Source organism: Flagellimonas marinaquae (assembly GCF_003992675.1).
Taxonomy (GTDB): domain Bacteria; phylum Bacteroidota; class Bacteroidia; order Flavobacteriales; family Flavobacteriaceae; genus Flagellimonas; species Flagellimonas marinaquae.
Genome location: NZ_RZMZ01000015.1, coordinates 431,287 through 452,318, shown reverse-complemented (window position 1 = coordinate 452,318; position 21,032 = coordinate 431,287). Strand labels below are relative to the sequence as shown.

Below are 21,032 nucleotides of genomic sequence, written 5' to 3'. Positions count from 1 at the left end.
CACCCGATTACTGTCAACCGATAGGTTTATTTAGTTCTTTTTACTTGCTTCGTTCAATTCTTCAGGCAAGTTCATCTTTTTGGTCAAAGAGCTAATGTTGTTCAAATCTATATCACCGGTTAGTGATAAAATTACTGTTTCAAATTTATGCCCGTTGGCCTCCACATCTTTCATACCCGTTACAAACATCAATAGTTCGCTTACATGGTCGGCATCCTTACCTTCCTTAATGTAGAACTTCACGTTGGCATCTTTGTCCTTAATTCGCATTAACTCTTCCATTTTGGATGAACTCAGATAGCTGTCCACCGAAGATTTCATATCGTCACCTATCTTCTTGTTTTCAGTGGTGAACACCTTCAAGCTTTTTAGACTATTCACTATGTTAATGAATTCTTTTGCTTCTGGATCATCTGTTTCGATATCCATTTTGGCCAACAGGTTGAACATGCTCTTGTTCACGATTACCGTAGTTACATCATCCAGATCTTCGAACTTGTCAAAAACTGATTGTGAAAATCCTGCCAAAGGCAACACGGTCATTACTGCGATTAAAATATACTTTTTCATTTTGTTACGTTTTTTAATTGTTACTGTAAATTTTTTGTTTTGCTTCTTCAAACTCGTTCAGGTAGGCCACTTTTTCTGTTCCCCGACTAAAGTTTTCTGCGAGGAGCTCAAAAGCTTTTTTGGTTTCCTGATAGGCGTACTCCGCCTTTTGCTGTTCCAAGCGTTTTGTTTCTTGGTACTGATTGCCAAAATAAATGCCAAAGGCGAGAACTACGGCCGCTGCTACGGATAGCCACTTGTAATAGTTTACTCTAGGTTTTAATGGTACCTGCTTGGTGTACTTTTCTTCCTTGGCTTTGGAAAAGTAGTTGAACATGGGTTTGTACTGTTCCAAGTGAGGTGCAACCTCATCTTGTGCAAAATACGCCCTAAGTGTTCTTTCTTCGTCCACTGTGGCAGTGGCCTCGAAGTACTTTTCCAATATTTTCTCTATGTTACCCAATTCCATAGTTGTGTTTTTTTATTAATTCTTCTCGTACTGTTTTTCTAGCCCTCGACAGCGCTACGCGCACTGCAGTGGGTTTCATGTCCAAGAGCTCGCATATCTCGTCGAACTCATATTGCTCCACATCCCGTAGCTGCAATATCATTTTTTGTTGTTCTGGCAGTTCTTCCATGATCCGTTCCATCCAACTCACACTGTCTTCGGCCTCCAATTGTTTCTGTAGGGAGGTGTTGTCGTCGCTGTAATTGCTGTGGACCAGTTTTAGGTTCCCTGCTTGTTTGGACTTTAAGCGGTCCAAACAAAAGTTTTTGGTCATCGTCATGGCAAAGGCCTCAACATTTTTGTACTCTGACATGGACTCGTTCTTTGACCATAGCTTCAACAAAATTTCCTGAGTGGCATCTTCTGCTTCTTCCCGGGAAACCAACAGTCTCTTGGCGAGCCTGTACAGTTTATCCTGAAAAGGTAAAACCACATTTAAAAATTCTGTTTGTTTCATTTGGTTGTCTTCGTTGTTTTTATGTCTTTCTTATCGACCTACACTATCACGACGACACATATCGAAATTTGTTACAAAAAATTTGAAATATGCCGTTATAAGCCTATTTTGCAGGGAAATTCTACATGGTAGACCATGTAATTTTACTCAAATCAACCTTTACATCTGATAGATTTGGAACAAAATTTGAGTAAATTCACTAAAAATTGAATTATGAAAAAGTATTTCTTCCTGTTTTTAGGGGTGTCTTTGTTTTTTTTATCCTGTAACAGTGATGATGATGGTATCCAAAACGGTCCTACCCCAAATCCCGACCCCAGTGCGAATGTAATTGCACAAGATTTTATGTGGCAAGCCATGAACCTCTGGTATTTTTGGCAGGGCGATGTCGCCGACCTCGCCGATGACCGATTTGCTACCGATGCAGAGTACACGGCTTTTTTGGAATCGTTTACCGACCCTGAAAGCTTCTTTTTAGAGACATTGCTTTTTGAAGAAGACCGATTCAGCTTTGAGAATGAAAATTACGAAGAGTTGGTGAGCAGCCTTTCTGGTATCTCTCAAAGTAATGGGGTGGAATTTGGATTGGGACTTATCGGTGACACCAATAATGTTTTTGGTTTTGTACAATATATTTGGCCCGATTCTGATGCATCTACCAAAAATATTTCACGAGGGGAGTTCTTTACCCGTGTGGATGGAGTACAACTTACGACAGGAAATTACAGAGAACTCTTATTTGGGGACAACAGCACCTATACTCTCGGTATGGCCACGGTTTCCAATGGGGCCATATCCGATAGTGCCAAAGAGGTGACCTTGACCAAAATCGAAAACCAAGTGGAAGACCCCATTCTTGTGGCCAAAACTTTGGATGTAAACGGCACCAAAGTGGCCTATTTGATGTACAATCGCTTTTTGGGCAGTTTTAATGAGGATTTGAACGATGCGTTTGCCACCTTTAAGGCCGAGGGTGCCACAGAACTGGTGTTGGACGTAAGGTATAATCCAGGAGGCTCCGTGAATACTTCTCGCCTATTGGCAAGTATGATTTATGGTACCAATACCAGCGACGTGTACATTAGACAACGTTGGAACGATAAGATACAGGCGCAGTTGTCGGATGACTTTCTAACCGACTACTTCGCCAATTCCACAGGAAGCAGCCCTATTAATTCTTTGAATTTAAGTAGAGTTTTTGTCATAGCTACCGAGAGTTCTGCCTCTGCCAGTGAATTGGTGATGAATGGACTTGCACCTTATATAGATGTCATCCATATTGGTGAGACCACTAGTGGAAAAAATGAATTTTCCATTACCTTGGTGGACGACCCTGGTAATTCCTTTGTCTACAACAGTGATCGAGAAGGTAATATCAATCCTCAAAACAGCTGGGGATTACAGCCTTTGGTGGGTAGAAATGAAAATGCAGCTGGCTTTTCCGATTACACCAGCGGTTTGGTTCCCGATATTGCCATCAGTGAAGATTTGACCAATCTTGGGACCTTGGGTGAAGTATCCGAGCCATTGCTTGCTCGTGCGCTGGAAGAGATTGCTCCAGGGATTACCAAAATGGACTTCACAGTGGAGATGCCTGCGGATGCCTTTACCACCTCAAGAATCCATACACCTGTAAGGGACCATATGTACTTGGAAAAACCTTTGCAATTGAACAAATAAAAAAAGCGGCCATCTGGCCGCTTTCTTTTTTAAAGGTTGAGACTGAAGCCCAATCTAAAGTTGCGTCCCCTTGTGGTAAATCCTAGCAATTCCCTATAATCCTCGTTCAGCAAATTATCCGCATTCAGGAATACGTTTAACTTGTTTTTGATCAACTCATGCCGGATGGCAAAGTTTAGCAAGGAAAATGGTTCCAAAGCGATATCCGAAAAGGTATTAAAATCGGTGTCAAAACGTTCGCCGGTATAAGCATAATCCAATGATGCGTTGGTACTTTCGGAAAACTGGTACCAAAGCGATAGGTTCGCCTTGTGTTTCGGGATACGGATGGCGTTATCGCCTTTGCGTTCCGTGAACGTATAATTCGCATTGACGCTAACATTGTTCCATGGCAACCATGTGGCTTCTACCTCTACTCCATTGGCATCGATCTCATCCGCCACATTAATGCTTGTGAAATTAGCATCAAAACCAATCGCATTGGTTTCATTCCTATCAAAATAAAGGGTGCTGATTCTGAACGTGTTGTCCAATTTCAACTCCACTCCACCCTCAATGGTGGTGTTTTCTTCAGGTTCCAAATTGGGATTTCCGCCAAAGGCGCCGAACAATTGGGTTAAATTAGGCGTGATATAAGAGGTGGCATATGAACCCAATAATTTCACATAGCCATTTTCAGTATCAAAAACGAACGAAGGATTCACATTATATACAAAGTGGTTTCCGTATTCCGAATGATTATTGAGCCGAGCACCCGCATTCAAATTCAGACCAAAATCCGAAACATACACAACATTGGCGTAAGGGTCCACAATGGTAAAATCAACCTCCTGCGTGAACCTTGCCTCATCCTTGATGTAGTTCACCCCTAAAATGGTATGGAATTGCTCCCCGAACACATATCTATGGTACAGATCAAGCACCCAGTTATTGCCCTCCGTGGTACTCTCACCAAAGGTGTCGTTGGCTATGGATTCATAATCCGAGTAGGCCGCATTTAGGTGTACAGAACCTTTGCCATAGCTATATTCCGAGGATAGTCCAACCCGTTGTTGTTCGTTCTCGCCCAAATTTGGGGCATCCATCATGCTGGCGTCATATTCATTTTTAAACTTGGTCTGGTTTCCATACACCTGAAGCTCAAATTGTTCCGAAAACTGATATCCTAACCGCACATTGGTGCTGAAATGGGAAAAAATATCCTCTTCGTTCTGTGGGGTGACCGCTGCGGACATTCCGCTTTTGTACCTGTTGGAAAAATCGACCCCGTAATTAAACTTGCCCAACGTACCGTTTACACTGGCCGAATTTTGGATGCTTCCCAAGTCGTAACTCTGGTCATCGGCAGTTTGATTGGTCCCAATACTGGTTTCAAAATTACCAGCCACTTCCCTCTCGGAACTCTTCTTTGTCGTAATGTTGATAACGGCTGTTGCGGCGTTGGTTCCATAAAGTGTACTGGCCGCCCCTTTAATAATTTCGATGGACTCAATGGTGTTAGGCGAAAGCAAACGAAGGTCGTACTCTGCCGAAAATGTGGAAGGGTCCGACACCCGAACCCCATCAATAACAATCAGTACTTGGCGGCCACGTCCGCCACGGGCAAACGCCCCAAGCACGACACCATCCCTACCACGGCTGCCCGCAATTTCGATACCGCTTTTGGTGTTGATGATTTCCGCTACGGTCCTGCCTTGGTTCCGTTGCAGTTCCTCTGTGGTAATCTTAATCACCGTTTTACCAGAGTTTTCTCGTTTCAGCTCAAATTTTGAATCGCTGACAACAACCTCGTCCAGTTCCTGCACTTTAAGTGAATCTTGCGGCACATTTTGCGCAAAGACCCCCTTACCCGCCAACAAGGCGGTAATCAACCATAAATGATTTTTTTTCATTTCGTTTAATTGAATAAACGGGAGAATAGTATGTGATGCATACGTAAACTTTTATCCCGAAAGTTTAACATTGTTTGTTTGAATTTGGCAGGTCTCCTGGCTTGCGTATTGTCGTCTACCTTCCCACCCAGTCGGGCAGTGGCTTTGAAGTTGAGACAATCACCTACTACGTACTGATGCTCAAAAACATCAGTGCCGATTCGGTACAGCTTACAGTTGCGGGAACAGCTCCGGTTTTGCACCGGATTCCCTTTTAATCCCACGGAAACATCCGTGCGAACCAAAATTCAAGACCAAAGCTAGTCATTCCGTTTAATCTTTTATCAAAATCTTTACAATGATTTTTACCGCCTGGCATATGTTGTTATTCCCCCGCAGTAGAAGTATCTGATGGACACACCTGTTACCGCATATCTTTGAGGAAATCCGTGTAATTCCTGTTAATAGAGATGGCTATAAACGAGATGAAATGTCTCGACTGCGCTCGAAATGACAAATTTGAAACGAATCATTACTTGCGACCCACTCAAGAAATACGCAAATAATCTTACTTTTGACCCATGGCAAAAAAACAGTGGTCACTTCCAGTCTTGGGATTCGTATTGTTGGTATTGATAGGGTGCAAACAGAAAGAAAAAGCACAGCTCCATCAAATTGAAACAGTGCCATCATCCATAAGCCACGCCAAAGGTTTTACCGTTACCAAAGAGGGAGACATCACACTGATTGAAGTTAGTGCAGCATGGCCTGGGGCAAAAAGTTTTACCTACGCTTTAGTTCCAAAGGAAAAACTCGCGGTAATGACTTTTCCTCGTGATGCCTACGATGCCATCATTGGAACGCCTGTTGAAAATATAGTGCTGACCTCCACCACGCATGTGGAACCCATCATCCAACTGGGAGAGCTAAATTCCATTGTGGGCTTTCCAAACACCGATTACATTTCGTCCCCAGCAGCGAGGGAACTCGTGCAAAAGGGAGCAATCAAGGATTTGGGAATGAATGATCGGCTCAATACCGAAATGGTGCTCGAACTGAATCCCGAGCTTATTGTTGGTTTTAGCATCAATGAGGATAACAATGCCTACGATATGATGCGCCGGGCGGGTATTCCAGTAGTGTACAATGGAGATTGGGTAGAACACAGTCCGTTGGGCAAAGCAGAATGGATAAAATTCTTTGCCCCCTTCTTTCAAAAAGAAGCTTTGGGAGATAGTATTTTTACAAAAATTGAAGCTTCCTACGACCAAGCAAAGAACCTTGCACAAAAAGCCACCTCAAAACCCACGGTGTTAACGGGCGGATTATACAAAGATGTGTGGTACGTAGCAGGTGGAAAAAGTTGGATGGCACAATTTCTGGAAGATGCCAATGCCGATTATTTGTGGGCCAACACCCCTGAAACAGGAAGCATTGGGCTGAGCCTAGAAACTGTTTTGGCCAAGGCACAGAATGCAGAATTTTGGTTCAATCCTTCCGCACAGACCACATATACCGAATTGGCCCAAGCCAATACCCATCATCGGGAATTTGAGGCGTTTACAAACAAAAAGGTGTATTCCAATGCCATTGACAAAGGAGAAAAAGGTGGGCTCATTTTTTATGAAACCGCTCCACAACACCCTGATATCGTACTCAAAGACCTTATCAAAATATTGCATCCAGAGCTATTGCCGGGGCATCAACTAAAATTCATCAAACCCTTACGCTAAATGCTAGCCTCCCGAACATATCGGTTATCCTTTGTGCTTTTGGTCTTGGCGTTGCTGTGCTCTTTGCTATTGAACATCAGTTCGGGTTCGGTGAGCATTCCGTTTTCCGATGTGCTTTCCCTTTTAGGAGGTACAACACCTGAGATTGCTTCTTGGGGCTATATTGTTTGGGAATATCGCGTACCAAAGGCCTTTACCTCCATCTTTGTTGGTGCGGGACTGTCGTTGAGCGGACTTTTGATGCAGACCTTGTTCAGAAATCCGTTGGCAGGGCCTTTTGTCTTGGGAATCAGTTCAGGGGCCAGTTTGGGCGCAGCTTTGTTGCTGATGGGCACCTCTTTGTTGGCTGGCTACACCGCTTTTGGATTTTTGGGCGATGTTACCTTGGCCATTGCAGCAAGTATCGGTAGTTTTTTGGTGCTTTTAGTGGTGATGGTTGTGGCACAGCGCGTAAAGGACACCATGGCGTTATTGATCATCGGTTTGATGTTCGGCAGCATTACCTCGGCCATTGTAAGCGTATTGGCCTATTTTTCAAGTGCCGAAAACCTACAGCGCTTCATATTTTGGTCGTTTGGAAGTGTAGGCAATCTATCGATAAATCAACTGCTGTTATTGGGGGGCATTGTCCTTTTGGGTGTTTTGCTGAGCATCACTTCCATAAAATCATTGAATGCCTTTCTTCTGGGCGAGCATTACGCACAAAGTCTGGGCGTGTCCTTGAAGAAATCCCGATTGATCATCATCATTGCCACGGGAGTATTGGCAGGTGGCATTACCGCCTTTGCCGGACCCATTGCTTTTGTGGGTTTGGCGGTGCCCCATCTTACCCGTCAAATCTTTGATACCATGGAACACAAAGTGTTGATTCCCGCTGTGATGCTATATGGTGCAATTTTAATGCTGCTTTGCGATACGCTGGCCCAACTGCCCAATTCCGCCAGCGTGTTGCCCATCAATGCCATTACCTCCTTGGTCGGGGCTCCCGTCGTTATATGGCTATTGGTACGTAAACGTAAAATGATGTTCTGATGGCAAAAACGGAGAAAAACATACTGTCCATTGCCAACCTGTCCATCGGGTACGGGAACAAAAGTGTGGCCAATAATATCGATTTCGATTTGGAAGCTGGAATGTTGTGTGGAGTTGTCGGCATCAATGGCATCGGAAAATCAACATTGCTACGCACCTTGGGGAGGTTTCAACCCAAACTTGGTGGAGCTATTTCGTTGAATGGCCAATCCTTGGAAAAATATGGCTCCAACGCGCTATCCAAAGTACTTAGCGTGGTGCTGACGGAACAACCTGCTTCCAAAAACCTTACGGTACAGGAATTGATTGCTTTGGGAAGACAACCCTACACCAATTGGTTGGGAACATTGACGCAAACCGACAAACAACAGATAGAGGCTAGTTTGGATGCTTTTTTGTTGAACGAACTTCGGAACAGTAAATGCCACGAACTTAGTGATGGTCAACTACAGCGAGTATTGGTGGCAAGGGCCATGGCACAGGATACTTCTTTAATCTTGTTGGATGAACCCACTACACATCTGGACCTTTATCACAAGGTACAGATCTTAAAAATGCTGCAACGATTGGCACATGAACGTCAAAAAACCATTCTGTTTACCACCCACGAAATCGACCTGGCCATACAGCTATGTGACCGAATCCTAATTTTGGACGGAAAGGAGCATCCCTTCGGAGACCCGTGCGAACTTATCGAGCAAAAACACTTTGATCGATTGTTTCCTTCGGAAATGGTACAGTTTGATGCTAAAACGGGTTCGTTTAAGGTTTCAAAATAGAGATTGCCAATAGTTGTTATGTCTAAAAAGTTCATTTTATCAAAAACTGTCAATTCGAGTGAAATTCCAAGGGAATTTTGTATCGAGAATTAGTTTTTGGATTTGAAATTTAAGTTCTCGATACGTTTTTTCCAAAAACACTCGAACTGACAAATTTCAACATTCATTTTATGGATTTCTGCTTTCGCAGAATGACATATTATCTTTGTAATCTGTTATCTTTATCCTTCAGAATTTTTTTAATGGGTGCAGAACTTATCTATATCATTTTAGGCTTCATCATTACATTGGCCATTGGATTAATTATCGGATGGCATATTCGAAAGTTAAAAACCAAAGCGAATGAAACTTTTTGGGAAAGCAAGGAAAGAGAATTTAAGAAAGTAGAATTTTCTTTAAAAGAGGAGATAGAGAAGATTCAAACCAAAAAATCTGAGCTTGAGATTGCTTTGGCCAAAGAAGAGTCTAAATCAGGACATCTGGAAGAAAAACTGTTCGAACAAAAACAAGAACTAGAAAAACTACAGGAAAAGTTCACCAAGGAGTTTGAAAACCTGGCCAACAAGATTCTCGACGAGAAAAGCGAAAAATTTACCAAAAGCAACAAAGAGAATATTGAAAACATCCTGACGCCCCTCAATAAAAAAATTAAGGAGTTCGAGGAAAAAGTTGAAAAATCGCAAAAGGAAAATATCAGCATCAACTCTTCGCTGAAACAACAGTTGGAAAGCCTGCAACAACAAAACCTAAAAATCACCCAAGAAGCTGAAAACTTGACCAAAGCTCTGAAGGGCGATAGCAAAATGCAAGGGAACTGGGGCGAATTGGTCTTGGAACGGGTTTTGGAAAAATCTGGATTGGAAAAAGACAGGGAGTACAGCGTTCAGCAAAGCTTCCAACGCGAAGATGGGAGTCGGGTGATGCCCGACGTAATCATCCACCTGCCCGATGGTAAAAAAATGGTGGTGGATTCCAAGGTTTCGTTAACGGATTACGAACGATTCACCAACGCGGAAGAAGAAGACAGACCAAAGTTTTTGAAAGACCACATCAACTCCTTACGAAGGCATGTGGAACAACTCTCCTCAAAAAAGTACGAAGACCTATACGAAATGGAGAGTCCTGATTTTGTGCTGATGTTTGTACCTATAGAGCCTGCTTTTGCCATTGCCATCAACGAAGACAACTCCCTATACAACAAAGCGTTCGAACAAAATATTGTTATCGTTACACCATCGACCCTATTGGCTACGCTGCGAACGATAGATTCGATGTGGAGCAATGAAAAGCAACAACGCAACGCCATTGAGATTGCACGACAAGCTGGTGCGCTATACGATAAATTTGAAGGATTTGTAAGCGATTTGACCAAAGTTGGAAAAAAGATGGATGAGGCGAAAAGTGAATATCGCGGCGCCATGAACAAATTGGTCGAAGGGCGCGGCAATATCGTAACCACCATAGAAAAGTTGAAGAAAATGGGGGCCAAGGCCAAAAAATCCCTTCCTGAACCTATTTTAAAAAGGGCCCATGAAGACGATTTGGAAGAGTTGGATTCATAACATACATTTAAACACTGACCATGAAAAAAATTGTAACCATTCTTATTACTGCCATTGTAATTGGCGTTACAGGATATTTTGCTTTTGTATATTACGTACCATACAGTGAGGGCTACCGTTCCGGGGAATTGATCAAGTTCAGTAGAAAGGGAGTCGTGGTGAAAACCTGGGAAGGGCAAATCAGCCAAGGGTTATCTGGAACCAATGTATTTTCGTTTTCCGTGGAGGATGGTGAAAAGGAAATCATTGAAAAAATGAAGGAGTATCAAGGGCAGTATATCAAAGTTACGTACAAGGAACGCTATGCTACCTTTTTCTGGTTGGGCGATACCAAATACTTCATCACCGAGGTGAACTCAGAGAAATCCCCGATTTTTAGGAATTAGACACGCCCCTAACCCCTCTTTTTAGAGGGGAACGTTGCGTCCCTCCTAGAAAGGAGGGATTGAGGGAGGTGTATTTCCATTCGCTTCAAATTGAAAAATATATTCCTCTATCGCCCTCAAAACATTATCCATATCGCACAATACTTGGGTATCGGAAAATCGTAACACTTGAATACCAAGCTCATTCAACCTTTTTGTCTTAACAACATCCTTCTTCCAAGTCCCTTCCAATTGATGAGAATAGCCATCCAACTCTATCGCCAACCTCAATTTATTACAGAAAAAATCAACAATATAATCGTCAATCGGTTTTTGTCTATGAAAATCATATCCGTGCATTTGGTCACGCTTTAGCTTTTGCCATAATCTAATTTCAGATTTGGTGGCATTCCTTCTGAGTAACCTTGCGAGTTCCTTGAGCTTTGGGTTATATTTGATTATCATAATGCATCATAGCTATTCCCCCGAGAAAAAGGATTCTATTAAAAACCCCACCAAAATATGAAAAAATTCAAGTCATCCCGAGAAAGCAGGGTATCCATCACAGAACTTATGCTGCCCTCCCACTCCAATTTTGGTGGGAAGGTACACGGGGGACATATCCTAAATCTTATGGATCAAATAGCGTTTGCCTGTGCCTCCAAACATTCGCAAAGTTATTGTGTAACGGCTTCGGTAAACCGCGTGGATTTTTTGAATCCCATTGATGTGGGTGAACTGGTGACTTTAAAAGCATCCATCAACTACACAGGAAAGACTTCCATGGTGGTCGGGGTCCGTGTAGAATCGGAAAATGTGACCACAGGAATGGTCAAACATTGTAATTCCTCTTACTTTACCATGGTAGCCAAGGGAAAGGATGGAAAAAACAAAACAGTTCCCGGGCTGATTTTAAAAACAAAGCAAGATATTCGACGTTTTGCCCGCAGCAAGGAGCGTAAGCAATCTGCCTTTCAGCGCGATAGCAAATACGAATCCAACAACTTTAAAGTGAACGAATACTTGGAGTTTTTACAGGGCGAAAACGTTAAGATGGATTTTGATTGAGCTCTGCAGCAGCCTCCTCATCCAAAAACCATACTAAATTACCAGATGACGGATTGACCAAAGACGCTGGATAAGCATCAGAGCCTTCGGTTTTATCTACCACAGCCTTCACTTTCTCCGCCTTTGATGCCCCTGTGACCAAAAAAGCTACTTCTTTGGCCATATTGATGACTTTTCCGTTGATGGACACCCGCTTTTGTCCCGAATCAGGGTGCGTGGCCACTACGCAATGGTCCTCGGCATCCCACAGCTCAATTTCATGTGGGAAAATGGAGGCCGTATGCCCGTCGTCTCCCATGCCCAAAATGATCAAATCGAATTGGGGTACACCTTCTACCCTATCCAAATTGATTTCGAGCAGATTGGCATAGCGCAAGGCTTCGCCCTTAGGGTCATTTTCTCCCAATATCCGGTGAATGTTCTCCTTGGGCACCTCAATTTTGGAAAACAGGTGCTCCACTGTCATTTTATAGTTGCTCTCATCGTCTGAAGGAGGCACACAACGTTCGTCTCCCCAATAAAAATGTATCTTCTTCCAATCCACCTTATCCGAAAAGCTTTCGGCCAGTACATCAAATACTATTTTAGGAGTGCTTCCTCCAGAGAGGGCTACATGAAACGTGCCCTTGTCTTTCACTTGATCCACAAAATAGCTGGAAAACTGCTCGGCTACCTCTTGTTTATTGCTATATATTTTTAAATCCATTTCGAATTAATTTTGGTTCTCGACTTTTCCTTCGACTGTGCTCAGGATGACATCTCGAACAGAAAACTGTTCATTGTCTATTGCTTATTGATAATCGTATCTAGCAGATTACACAATACCCTGGATCATCGGCCAAGTTTTCACTAGGATTTCGCCAATACCCGTCATCTTCAATCAAGTCATCCGCATTTTCTGGTCCCCAGGCACCAGCGGCATACCCGTACATGCGAACATCCTTGCCACTGCTCCAATAATTCAAAATAGGATCTACAAATTCCCATGCCGCCTCCACCTCATCGGCACGGGCATAAAGCGTAGCGTCACCTTGCATGGCATCCAACAACAAGCGTTCGTAGGCTTCCATCACATAGGTTTCGGCCAAATTGGCGTAGTAAAAATCCAAATTGGCGCGCTCTACCTTAAATCCTTGTCCCGGAACCTTCACACCAAACTTGATAAGAATCCCCTCATCGGGTTGGATACGGATAATCAATTTATTGTCCATCTCCTGCATTTCGGAGCCTTTGAATATTTGATGGTGCGGCTTTTTAAAGTGAATCACTATCTCCGTTACCTTGGTGGGCATTCGTTTGGCAGTCCTCACATAAAAGGGAACCCCGTGCCAACGCCAGTTGTCCACATAGAATTTAATAGCTGCGTAGGTTTCTGTGGTGGAATTAGGGTCTACTCCATCTTCCTCCCGATAACCTTTTACATCTTTTCCATCCACTTTGGAAGCCACGTATTGAGCTCGAATGGTATTCTCAAAAAGTTCTTTTTCGTCCGTCATAATACGGAGCGACTTCAACGCCTTTACTTTTTCATTCCTGATTTCTTCGGCATCCGCACCAATGGGGGGCTCCATCACCACCAAGGAAACAATCTGTAATAAGTGATTTTGGAACATATCCCGAAGGGCACCTGATTTATCATAGTAACCACCACGTTTTTCTACGCCAACACTTTCGGCATTGGTGATTTCCACCCGTTGGATATAGTTTCGGTTCCACAAAGGCTCAAAAATACTGTTGGAAAAACGGGTCACCAGTAAGTTTTGTACCGTTTCCTTCCCCAGATAATGGTCAATTCTGTAGATCTGGTGCTCCCTAAAATATTTGTGAAGTCCTTTGTTCAATTTCTGGGCCGTCTCCAAACTATAACCAAAAGGCTTCTCCACAATCAAACGTTTCCAACCGTTGTTCTGCGTGTTCATGCCAGCATCGGAAAGGTTGTGGGAAATGGTTTCGTAAAGCGTGGGCGGTGTGGACAAATAATAAATAATATTGCCAGAAGTATTGTACTTTTCCTTGAGCGCCTCCACCCGTTTGCGGAGCGTACCGTAATCCGTATCATAACTCTTGCCCAGATCTTCATAAAACAGCTTGTCCGCAAAAGCTTTTACCTTGTCTTTGTCCAGGTTTTCGATCTTTGCCGCCAAATACTTGCTTTCGTAAACCACGCGGTCGCGGAAAGCATCATCCGACAAATCACTACGGCTTACGCCAAGCACGACAAAATTTTCCGGTAGTTGCTTGGCCATATATAGGTTAAATAGAGAAGGTATCAGCTTTCTAGCGGTTAAATCACCCGATGCCCCAAAAATTACGAGCATTTGATTATCGGTCTTCTTCATAGTCTTTTTTGGTTTCTGGCAGATTATGCTCCGTGAACACCGCTCTTTCAAAAGGTGTCATTATTTTTGAGCATCACGAATATAAGGTTTATTTTAGGTTCTTAATTTAAGAAAGCACAACCTTTGGGTTGTCTTAACATCAAAAAAAGAGAAAATATATAATGGCGGATACGTATGATTTTGGCCTTGTGGGCCTTGGGGTAATGGGACGTAATTTTATTTTGAATGTGGCCGATAACGGATTCACCGCATTTGGAAACGATTTGGATGAAGAAAAAGTAAGCGCTTTGATCAAAGAAGGCGGTGACCCTGCCAAGGTAAATGCCACTTCCGATGTGAAAACCTTTGTACAGTCGTTGTCAACTCCGAGAAAAATCATGTTGTTGGTGCCCGCGGGAAAGATTGTGGATAGCGTTATCGAAGGATTGCTGCCCCATTTAGATAAAGGAGACATCATAATTGATGGTGGGAACTCCTTTTACACCGATACCGACCGTAGGGATGCCTATTTAAAGGAAAAGGGAATCAACTTTTTTGGCGCCGGGGTTTCCGGAGGTGCCGAAGGTGCCCGAAAAGGACCGAGCATCATGCCCGGTGGTTCCAAAGAGGCCTATCAACACGTAAAGCCTATTTTTGAAGCGGTTTCCGCTAAATACAACGGGGAACCCTGCGTGGCTTATTTGGGACCAAAATCTGCCGGAAACTATGTGAAAATGGTACATAACGGCATCGAATACGGTTTGATGCAGTTGACTTCCGAAATTTATGATCTGCTCAAAAAAGCGGGCGGACTCACCAACGATGAACTTCATAAGACCTATTCGGAATGGAATGAAGGACGTTTGCAATCGTTTTTGGTAGAAATCACATCTGAAATCTTTGATCAAAAAGATGATTTGACCGACAACGACCTCGTGGATATGATTTTGGACAAGGCTAAGCAAAAAGGAACGGGAAAATGGACCTCTCAAAACGCCATGGATTTGGGCATTCCAGTACCGACCATCGATATTGCGGTGAGCATGCGGGAAATATCCGCATTGAAAGACGAACGTATCAAAGCAGATGAGTTGTACGGCCGCCCCACCCCAAAAGCGGTGGACAAGGCTGATTTTACCGCAAAAGCGGAGCAGGCACTCTACTTTGCCTTTATCATTACCTATGCGCAAGGCATGCATCAGTTGGCCGATGCCTCCAAAGAATACGGGTACGAACTGGAACTGGGCGAAATTGCCAAAATATGGCGCGCGGGCTGTATTATTCGGGCAGCCTTATTGGCCGATATTACCGAAGCCTACCAAGCCGATAAGGATCTGCAAAACCTCTTGCTCTCCCCTTCTTTTGTGGAAAAAGTACAAAGTACGGTAGATGCCGCAAGGGAATTGGTCAGTTATGGAGCAGCCAACGGCATTCCGTTACCGGGATTGTCCAATGCACTCACTTATTTTGACGCCTACTCCAGCAGCCGTTTGCCATTGAACTTGATTCAGGCGCAACGCGATTATTTTGGCTCCCACACCTACGAGCGATTGGATCGTGAAGGCATTTTTCATACGGAGTGGGGGAAATAAAAAATGACCATGAAAAAAACACTTCTCCTTTTAGCTTTCACCCTATCCCTTTTGACCATATCCGCTCAAAAAGCACCCTACATTATTTACAACGCCAAAGGAAAAAAGGTTTCCTATAAAAAAATGCTCAAAACCCTTGAGGATAAGGATATGGTGCTCTTTGGGGAGCTGCACAACAATCCCATTGCCCATTGGTTGCAATATGAGCTTACGGTGGACCTACATTCCAAGCGACCGCTTATTTTGGGCGCCGAAATGATTGAGGCCGATAACCAAGATGAACTCAACGATTACCTATCGGGAAACATCGATTACAAAGCACTGGACTCCACAGCAAGACTCTGGAACAACCACAAGACGGATTATGCCCCCTTGGTGGACTTTGCCAAGGACAGTAGTTTGGTTTTTGTGGCCTCCAATGTGCCAAGGCGCTACGCCAGCATGGTGTATAAGGGTGGTTTTGAAGCCTTGGATTCACTCCCAGCCCAAGAAAAGGAATGGATTGCTCCTTTGCCCATTGCTTACGACCCTGAATTGCCCGGATACAAAAACATCCTCGAAATGATGGGCGACCATGGCAGCGCTACCTTGGTGATGGCACAAGCCATTAAAGATGCCACCATGGCCCACTTTATCCTTCAAAATTATAAGGAAGGCTCCCTGTTTTTGCATTATAACGGGGCCTATCACTCCAATAATTATGAGGGTATTCTGTGGTATTTGCAATTGGAACGGCCCAATTTAAAATACGGAACCATTTCCACCGTAACACAGGAAAATGTTCACAAACTGGAAGAAGAAAATAAGAATTTGGCTGATTTCATTATCTGTGTGGACCAAAACATGACCACAACCTATTAATTGCACTACTTTTTCAGAGGTATGTTCCAACAAGGGATAATTTCCTTATTTTTAGGGAACTAAATAACCACCCTCATGAAAAAGTTACTCGTCGCACTGCTACTGTTAGTGGCTACCACTCCTGTCACCTTTGGTCAAGTACAATCCAATTTGGAGCTGTTGGACATCTTCAATATGGAATATGTTTCTGACCCACAGATTTCTCCAGATGGTTCCAAAATCATCTATGTTAGAAATTTTAAGGATGTGATGACGGATAGAAACCTTTCCAATCTTTGGGTCATCAATTTTGATGGTTCCAACAATCGGCCATTGACCACTGGAAACCACAATGATTTTGCCCCCAAATGGTCACACGATGGGGAAAAGATCGTTTTCAAATCCAATATGGCGGATGACAAAATGAAGCTCTACTTAATGTGGTTGGATACCAAGGAAACCATGGCCTTGACCAATACGCCGCAGTCGCCAGGGTCGGTTTCGTGGTCTCATGATGACAAATACTTGGCATTTAACATGTTTGTTCCCGAAACCAATAAATCCATTGTTAAAATGCCCGGTAAGCCGGAAGGTGCCAAATGGAACGACCCGCCCAAGTACATTGATAAAATGAACTATCGTGGCGATGGTGCCGGATACTACAAAGGCGGTAACTCGCAATTATTCACTTTGCCCATCAGCGGTGGCACGCCAAAACAACTGACTTTTTCAGAATTTGACCATGGCAGCCCTATCTGGTCCAAAGACAACACCCATCTGTTTTTTAGTGCCAACTTCCATAAAGAGGAAGAAATGGAACCTGCGGACAGTGAGATTTACTCCATCAATTTTAACACTGGGCAAACTACTCCGCTAACCGACCGCTATGGCCCTGATGGAAACCCCGTGCTGTCGCCTGATGGCTCCAAAATCGCTTACTTGGGATACGATGACCGCCTACAAGGTTATCAACTTACTCAATTGTATGTAATGAATACAGACGGAACTGGTTCTCAGTTAATCTCTGGTGATTTTGACCGAGATGTGGAAGATATGGTCTGGAACAGTAAAGGCAATGGATTCTATTTTAGCTACACCGACCAAGGCTTGGGAAAATTGGCATCGATGAGTTTATCAGGCAAGGTAAACGATATTACGGATGGCTTGGGTGGACTTTCATTGGGAAGACCATACAATGCTGCAAGTTTTTCGGCCTCTTCCAATAATCGATTCGCCTATACCTTAGGACGTGCAGACCATCCTTCGGATTTGGGGGTTACGGATACCAAAAGTACCAAACGTTTAACCGCAGTGAACGATGACCTTTTCTCCTTTAAAAAATTGGGCAAGGTCGAAGAAATGTGGTGGGAGTCTTCCTATGACCAAAGAAAAATTCATGGTTGGGTGGTTACCCCTCCCGATTTTGACCCATCCAAAAAATATCCAATGATTCTTGAGATACACGGTGGTCCATTTCAGAGTTATGGAGCGGTTTACTCTGCCGAAATACAGGCCTATGCCGCAGCCGGTTATGTGGTGCTCTATACCAATCCACGCGGAAGCACGAGTTACGGAGAAGAATTCGGAAACCTGATACACCACGATTATCCCAACCACGATTATGAGGATTTAATGTCGGGTGTGGATGCACTTTTGGAAAAAGGCTACGTGGATAAAAACAACTTATTTGTAACCGGAGGTTCAGGAGGTGGTGTGCTCACCGCTTGGATTGTGGGTAAAACAGACCGTTTTAAAGCGGCCGTAGTGGCCAAACCTGTAATCAACTGGACCAGTTTTGTGCTCTATGCCGATGGTGCCCAGTTCTTTTCCAAATATTGGTTCGGCAAAAAACCATGGGAAGACCCCGAAAACTATTTAAGACGCTCTCCCCTCACTTATGTGGCCAATGTGACCACTCCAACCATGCTGTTGACGGGTGAAGAAGACTACAGAACCCCAATTGCAGAATCGGAACAATTTTATGCCGCATTAAAATTGGAAAACGTGGAAACTGCCATGGTGCGGATTCCCGGTGCTTCGCACGGTATCGCGAACAAACCCAGCAATCTGATTGCCAAAATTGCGAGTGTGCTAGCATGGTTTGATAAGTACAAGGGAGACAAATAAATTCAAGGAAGATGAGAGATGTAATAGTTCTTCTTTTAGTTTGGACCCTTATATCCTGTGGAGAAAAACAGGACAAAGTGATGGTGAAATAGCTTTTAAAACATATTTGATATAGTTCCCCCGCACAAAACAGTGTATTTATTAACCCATTAACTATATCATTATGAAAAATCAATTCGTATGTATTCTTTCAGCATTGCTGTTAGTTCTGTTTGCTACAAGTTGTGAGCAAACCACACCTGAACCGATGTCAGGAGAAGCCTATTCCGCCGAAATCCAAAAAATCATTGAAGCAAAAAATGAAAAAATCCAGGGATTTTACGCTTCGGGCATGATTGACTCCGCCGCTGTGCACTTTGCGGATAATTGTATTCAATTTATGCCCAACCAGCCAGCCATCGTTGGATTGGAAAATTATAAGGCTGCCTGGAAACAAAATATCCAGTTTGGAAAATGGCAGTTAGACCTCAATACCCAAGAAGTGAAAGCCAGTGGCGATTTGGCAACAGAGTACGGCAAATACAGCTTAACATTTACACCCAATGAAACCTCACCCATTCCCGCAATGGAAGATAAAGGCAACTATTTGGTGCTCTGGGAAAAAATGGATGGGGATTGGAAAGTGCTCTGGGATGCTCCCGTTACCGAGCTGCCGTTGCCTAGTCAGCCTATGGACACAACGATGGTAGAATAAATACAACCCACAAATGATTCAACAACTCCACATACCCTCAAACCCAGCTCTTTCACAAGTGGTGAATTTTATGACCTATGCGGAGTTGACCAAAGAGGACATCGTGGACGGATGGACAGCCATCTTCCCAAACGCTACTACCAATATGATGTTTAGTTTGGATGACGACATACTCGTCAATCGAACCTCAACGGTTAATTCTGTTTATACCTCTTGCCGTTCAACCGTGTTTTTTAAACCTTACGTGGGCATGAAGTTCATGACCATTCAATTTAGTAGTTATGGGCTTTCATATCTAAAAAAAATCCCGGCCCATGAACTTTTGGATACGCTGAGCCATCTAGATTTGATTTTTTCTGCAAGCGAGATTGATTGTATCTCAACACGATTAAAGGAAAGCAAATCCATTACAGATAAGTTTGCCATTTTGGAGATGTTTATTAGTAAGAAAATAGGATTACCTGAAGTGGACCCCAGGCTCCCCTACGCCTTACAGTTTTTGAATTCCGAACACTCCATTTCCATTGATGCATTGAGCCAATCCCTTTGTATTTCAAACAGAGGGTTACAAAAGTTGTTCAAAAAACATATTGGCATGAGTCCGGCCTACTATCGCAAAATCATTCGTTTCAATAAAACGGTCCAGTTACTTTCGAACAATTCCGAGAATTCACTTACACAGATTTCCTATGCCTGTGGTTATTTTGACCAAGCCCACTTCATCAAGGATTTTAGGGAGTTCGGTGGTGTCTCTCCTTCTGAATTTTTACGGTACAAAGCTAAAGGTTCGGATTTTTACAATTACCGGATTACAAAGTTGGATACCTTAGTTGACCTCATCCACTAAATTATCGAAACATGAAAAACATATTTACCGGATTGTTATTCATATCTATTTTGGGAACCCTTTATGCCCAACGCTACTCTGGACCTATTATCGATATGCACGTGCATGCATACAATCAGGAACTTGGAGGCATGATGTTTGGTATGGACCACCCAAATCCGCTCAAAAACGAAACGTACAAAGGGGTAAAAACGCCAGAAGAACAGAAAAAGGAGACCTTTAAAAAAATGGACAAACACAACATTGTGCTGGCGCTCACTTCCGATGGTCAATTATGGAAAGTCGACAATCCTGAACGCATATTGGTAAGCGGACGAAATATGCCATTGGACCAATTAAAAGAGATGGCATTAAAAGGAGAATTGGCGGCTATTGGCGAACTCAATCCATTTTATGGCGGAATTACTGCGGACGACCCTTCACAAAAACCTTTTTTTGACCTCGCTGAGGAACTGGGTATTCCTGTTGGTTTTCATGTTATGCCCGGTGGACCTCCTGGCGGACTTTATCATATGGGGATGAATCAAATCCGAGTAAAGAATGCCAATCCCAAACAGTTGGAAGAAGTATTGGTAAGCCACCCCAATCTAAAGGTATTTGTAATGCACGGAGGCTGGCCTTATTTGGAAGATATGAAGGCCATGCTCTACATGCATCCGCAATTATACTTGGATGTGGCTGCGATTGACTGGGTTTTGCCCAAGGCAGAGTTCCATAACTTCATCAAAGGATTGATAGATGCCGGTTTCGGGAAAAGAATTATGTTCGGTACCGATCAGATGGTTTGGCCCGAGACCATTGATATCGCTGTAGATGCCATCAACTCCGCTGATTTTTTGACCATGGAACAGAAAGAGGATATATTCTATGATAATGCCGCTGAGTTTTTGGGGCTATCCCAAACTCAAATTGACAGTCATAAGAACCCATACTGAATGATATCCGGAAGCATGAAAACCAAAAATTTACCATTTGTTTGCTGCCTTTTTATATGGTCTTTGACCTTTGGT

Annotated in this window: 20 protein-coding genes and 1 riboswitch; of the genes, 13 read left to right on the top strand and 7 right to left on the bottom strand. The window is 43.4% G+C overall.

All coding sequences use genetic code 11. The annotated features are described in order from the left end of the window. Positions 1-30: 30 nt before the first annotated feature. The 3 genes from EO130_RS11355 to EO130_RS11345 are packed head-to-tail and all read right to left on the bottom strand — an operon-like array spanning position 31 to position 1,514. On the bottom strand, positions 31-570 hold the full coding sequence (locus EO130_RS11355; RefSeq protein ID WP_127141626.1) for a DUF4252 domain-containing protein: 540 nt from the start codon (positions 568-570) through the stop codon (positions 31-33). Positions 571-583: 13 nt separating this feature from the next. Next, on the bottom strand, positions 584-1,018 hold the full coding sequence (locus EO130_RS11350) for a hypothetical protein (protein WP_127141625.1): 435 nt from the start codon (positions 1,016-1,018) through the stop codon (positions 584-586). Next, positions 1,005-1,514 (bottom strand): RNA polymerase sigma factor, encoded by a 510-nt coding sequence (locus tag EO130_RS11345; protein WP_127141624.1) that lies wholly within the window; start codon positions 1,512-1,514, stop codon positions 1,005-1,007. Before EO130_RS11345 ends, EO130_RS11350 begins: the two co-directional genes overlap by 14 nt. A gap of 213 nt (positions 1,515-1,727) precedes the next feature. Between EO130_RS11345 and EO130_RS11340 the strand changes: the two genes are divergently transcribed. Further along, positions 1,728-3,194 (top strand): S41 family peptidase, encoded by a 1,467-nt coding sequence (locus tag EO130_RS11340; RefSeq protein WP_127141623.1) that lies wholly within the window; start codon positions 1,728-1,730, stop codon positions 3,192-3,194. Positions 3,195-3,223: 29 nt separating this feature from the next. Here EO130_RS11340 and EO130_RS11335 read toward each other — a convergent pair whose 3' ends face one another. Then, positions 3,224-5,086 (bottom strand): TonB-dependent receptor plug domain-containing protein, encoded by a 1,863-nt coding sequence (locus EO130_RS11335; RefSeq protein ID WP_127141622.1) that lies wholly within the window; start codon positions 5,084-5,086, stop codon positions 3,224-3,226. 69 nt (positions 5,087-5,155) lie between these two features. After that, positions 5,156-5,386: riboswitch (cobalamin riboswitch) on the bottom strand. A 260-nt stretch (positions 5,387-5,646) separates the two neighbouring features. Here EO130_RS11335 and EO130_RS11330 point away from each other — a divergent pair. The 5 genes from EO130_RS11330 (at position 5,647) to EO130_RS11310 (ending at position 10,557) form a co-directional block, all read left to right on the top strand. After that, positions 5,647-6,798 carry an ABC transporter substrate-binding protein gene (locus EO130_RS11330; RefSeq protein ID WP_127141621.1) on the top strand — a complete coding sequence of 384 codons (1,152 nt, stop codon included), beginning with the start codon at positions 5,647-5,649 and terminating at the stop codon, positions 6,796-6,798. Next, complete coding sequence (locus EO130_RS11325; protein WP_127141620.1) at positions 6,799-7,830, top strand: FecCD family ABC transporter permease; 1,032 nt, start codon at positions 6,799-6,801, stop codon at positions 7,828-7,830. It begins immediately after the preceding gene. Further along, positions 7,830-8,609 (top strand): ABC transporter ATP-binding protein, encoded by a 780-nt coding sequence (locus tag EO130_RS11320; RefSeq protein ID WP_127141619.1) that lies wholly within the window; start codon positions 7,830-7,832, stop codon positions 8,607-8,609. The genes EO130_RS11325 and EO130_RS11320 overlap by 1 nt, the downstream gene beginning before the upstream one ends. A gap of 242 nt (positions 8,610-8,851) precedes the next feature. Then, entirely contained in the window at positions 8,852-10,171 is a 1,320-nt protein-coding gene (locus EO130_RS11315; RefSeq protein ID WP_127141618.1) for a DNA recombination protein RmuC, read from the top strand. Positions 10,172-10,191: 20 nt separating this feature from the next. Continuing rightward, the gene (locus EO130_RS11310; RefSeq protein WP_127141617.1) at positions 10,192-10,557 is read left to right on the top strand and encodes a 6-phosphogluconate dehydrogenase; all 366 of its coding nucleotides are present in this window, start codon (positions 10,192-10,194) and stop codon (positions 10,555-10,557) included. A gap of 45 nt (positions 10,558-10,602) precedes the next feature. Here the strand turns inward: EO130_RS11310 and EO130_RS11305 are convergent, their stop codons facing one another. Then, entirely contained in the window at positions 10,603-11,001 is a 399-nt protein-coding gene (locus EO130_RS11305) for an endonuclease domain-containing protein (RefSeq protein WP_127141616.1), read from the bottom strand. 57 nt (positions 11,002-11,058) lie between these two features. Here EO130_RS11305 and EO130_RS11300 point away from each other — a divergent pair, with 57 nt between their 5' ends. Beyond that, entirely contained in the window at positions 11,059-11,604 is a 546-nt protein-coding gene (locus EO130_RS11300) for an acyl-CoA thioesterase (protein ID WP_127141615.1), read from the top strand. Here the strand turns inward: EO130_RS11300 and pgl are convergent. Both pgl and zwf read right to left on the bottom strand, forming a co-directional pair. Next, entirely contained in the window at positions 11,585-12,310 is a 726-nt protein-coding gene (gene pgl, locus EO130_RS11295) for a 6-phosphogluconolactonase (protein WP_127141614.1), read from the bottom strand. The two genes, EO130_RS11300 and pgl, sit on opposite strands and share 20 nt — an antisense overlap. A gap of 100 nt (positions 12,311-12,410) precedes the next feature. After that, on the bottom strand, positions 12,411-13,943 hold the full coding sequence (zwf, locus tag EO130_RS11290; RefSeq protein WP_127141613.1) for a glucose-6-phosphate dehydrogenase: 1,533 nt from the start codon (positions 13,941-13,943) through the stop codon (positions 12,411-12,413). 161 nt (positions 13,944-14,104) lie between these two features. Here zwf and gndA point away from each other — a divergent pair, with 161 nt between their 5' ends. The 6 genes from gndA (at position 14,105) to EO130_RS11260 (ending at position 20,957) form a co-directional block, all read left to right on the top strand. Beyond that, entirely contained in the window at positions 14,105-15,514 is a 1,410-nt protein-coding gene (gene gndA, locus EO130_RS11285; RefSeq protein ID WP_127141612.1) for an NADP-dependent phosphogluconate dehydrogenase, read from the top strand. A 9-nt stretch (positions 15,515-15,523) separates the two neighbouring features. Then, a complete protein-coding gene (locus EO130_RS11280; RefSeq protein ID WP_127141611.1) occupies positions 15,524-16,375 on the top strand; it encodes a ChaN family lipoprotein in 852 nt (283 codons plus the stop codon). Positions 16,376-16,450: 75 nt separating this feature from the next. After that, positions 16,451-18,481, top strand: coding sequence for a S9 family peptidase (locus EO130_RS11275; RefSeq protein ID WP_127141610.1), 2,031 nt, complete (start codon positions 16,451-16,453; stop codon positions 18,479-18,481). A 163-nt stretch (positions 18,482-18,644) separates the two neighbouring features. Further along, a complete protein-coding gene (locus EO130_RS11270) occupies positions 18,645-19,175 on the top strand; it encodes a YybH family protein (RefSeq protein WP_127141609.1) in 531 nt (176 codons plus the stop codon). A gap of 13 nt (positions 19,176-19,188) precedes the next feature. Next, entirely contained in the window at positions 19,189-20,022 is an 834-nt protein-coding gene (locus EO130_RS11265) for a helix-turn-helix domain-containing protein (protein WP_127141608.1), read from the top strand. An 11-nt stretch (positions 20,023-20,033) separates the two neighbouring features. Further along, complete coding sequence (locus EO130_RS11260) at positions 20,034-20,957, top strand: amidohydrolase family protein (RefSeq protein ID WP_127141607.1); 924 nt, start codon at positions 20,034-20,036, stop codon at positions 20,955-20,957. Positions 20,958-21,032: the final 75 nt, after the last annotated feature.

Excerpts from the sequence above, each read along its gene's own strand:
- zwf (WP_127141613.1), bottom strand. The coding sequence starts at position 13,943 with ATGAAGAAGACCGATAATCAAATGCTCGTAATTTTTGGGGCATCGGGT.
- EO130_RS11325 (WP_127141620.1), top strand. The coding sequence starts at position 6,799 with ATGCTAGCCTCCCGAACATATCGGTTATCCTTTGTGCTTTTGGTCTTG.
- EO130_RS11280 (WP_127141611.1), top strand. The coding sequence starts at position 15,524 with ATGAAAAAAACACTTCTCCTTTTAGCTTTCACCCTATCCCTTTTGACC.
- pgl (WP_127141614.1), bottom strand. The coding sequence starts at position 12,310 with ATGGATTTAAAAATATATAGCAATAAACAAGAGGTAGCCGAGCAGTTT.
- EO130_RS11305 (WP_127141616.1), bottom strand. The coding sequence starts at position 11,001 with ATGATAATCAAATATAACCCAAAGCTCAAGGAACTCGCAAGGTTACTC.
- EO130_RS11355 (WP_127141626.1), bottom strand. The coding sequence starts at position 570 with ATGAAAAAGTATATTTTAATCGCAGTAATGACCGTGTTGCCTTTGGCA.
- EO130_RS11275 (WP_127141610.1), top strand. The coding sequence starts at position 16,451 with ATGAAAAAGTTACTCGTCGCACTGCTACTGTTAGTGGCTACCACTCCT.
- EO130_RS11340 (WP_127141623.1), top strand. The coding sequence starts at position 1,728 with ATGAAAAAGTATTTCTTCCTGTTTTTAGGGGTGTCTTTGTTTTTTTTA.
- EO130_RS11300 (WP_127141615.1), top strand. The coding sequence starts at position 11,059 with ATGAAAAAATTCAAGTCATCCCGAGAAAGCAGGGTATCCATCACAGAA.
- EO130_RS11320 (WP_127141619.1), top strand. The coding sequence starts at position 7,830 with ATGGCAAAAACGGAGAAAAACATACTGTCCATTGCCAACCTGTCCATC.
- EO130_RS11330 (WP_127141621.1), top strand. The coding sequence starts at position 5,647 with ATGGCAAAAAAACAGTGGTCACTTCCAGTCTTGGGATTCGTATTGTTG.
- gndA (WP_127141612.1), top strand. The coding sequence starts at position 14,105 with ATGGCGGATACGTATGATTTTGGCCTTGTGGGCCTTGGGGTAATGGGA.
- EO130_RS11335 (WP_127141622.1), bottom strand. The coding sequence starts at position 5,086 with ATGAAAAAAAATCATTTATGGTTGATTACCGCCTTGTTGGCGGGTAAG.
- EO130_RS11310 (WP_127141617.1), top strand. The coding sequence starts at position 10,192 with ATGAAAAAAATTGTAACCATTCTTATTACTGCCATTGTAATTGGCGTT.
- EO130_RS11260 (WP_127141607.1), top strand. The coding sequence starts at position 20,034 with ATGAAAAACATATTTACCGGATTGTTATTCATATCTATTTTGGGAACC.
- EO130_RS11345 (WP_127141624.1), bottom strand. The coding sequence starts at position 1,514 with ATGAAACAAACAGAATTTTTAAATGTGGTTTTACCTTTTCAGGATAAA.
- EO130_RS11315 (WP_127141618.1), top strand. The coding sequence starts at position 8,852 with ATGGGTGCAGAACTTATCTATATCATTTTAGGCTTCATCATTACATTG.
- EO130_RS11350 (WP_127141625.1), bottom strand. The coding sequence starts at position 1,018 with ATGGAATTGGGTAACATAGAGAAAATATTGGAAAAGTACTTCGAGGCC.
- EO130_RS11270 (WP_127141609.1), top strand. The coding sequence starts at position 18,645 with ATGAAAAATCAATTCGTATGTATTCTTTCAGCATTGCTGTTAGTTCTG.
- EO130_RS11265 (WP_127141608.1), top strand. The coding sequence starts at position 19,189 with ATGATTCAACAACTCCACATACCCTCAAACCCAGCTCTTTCACAAGTG.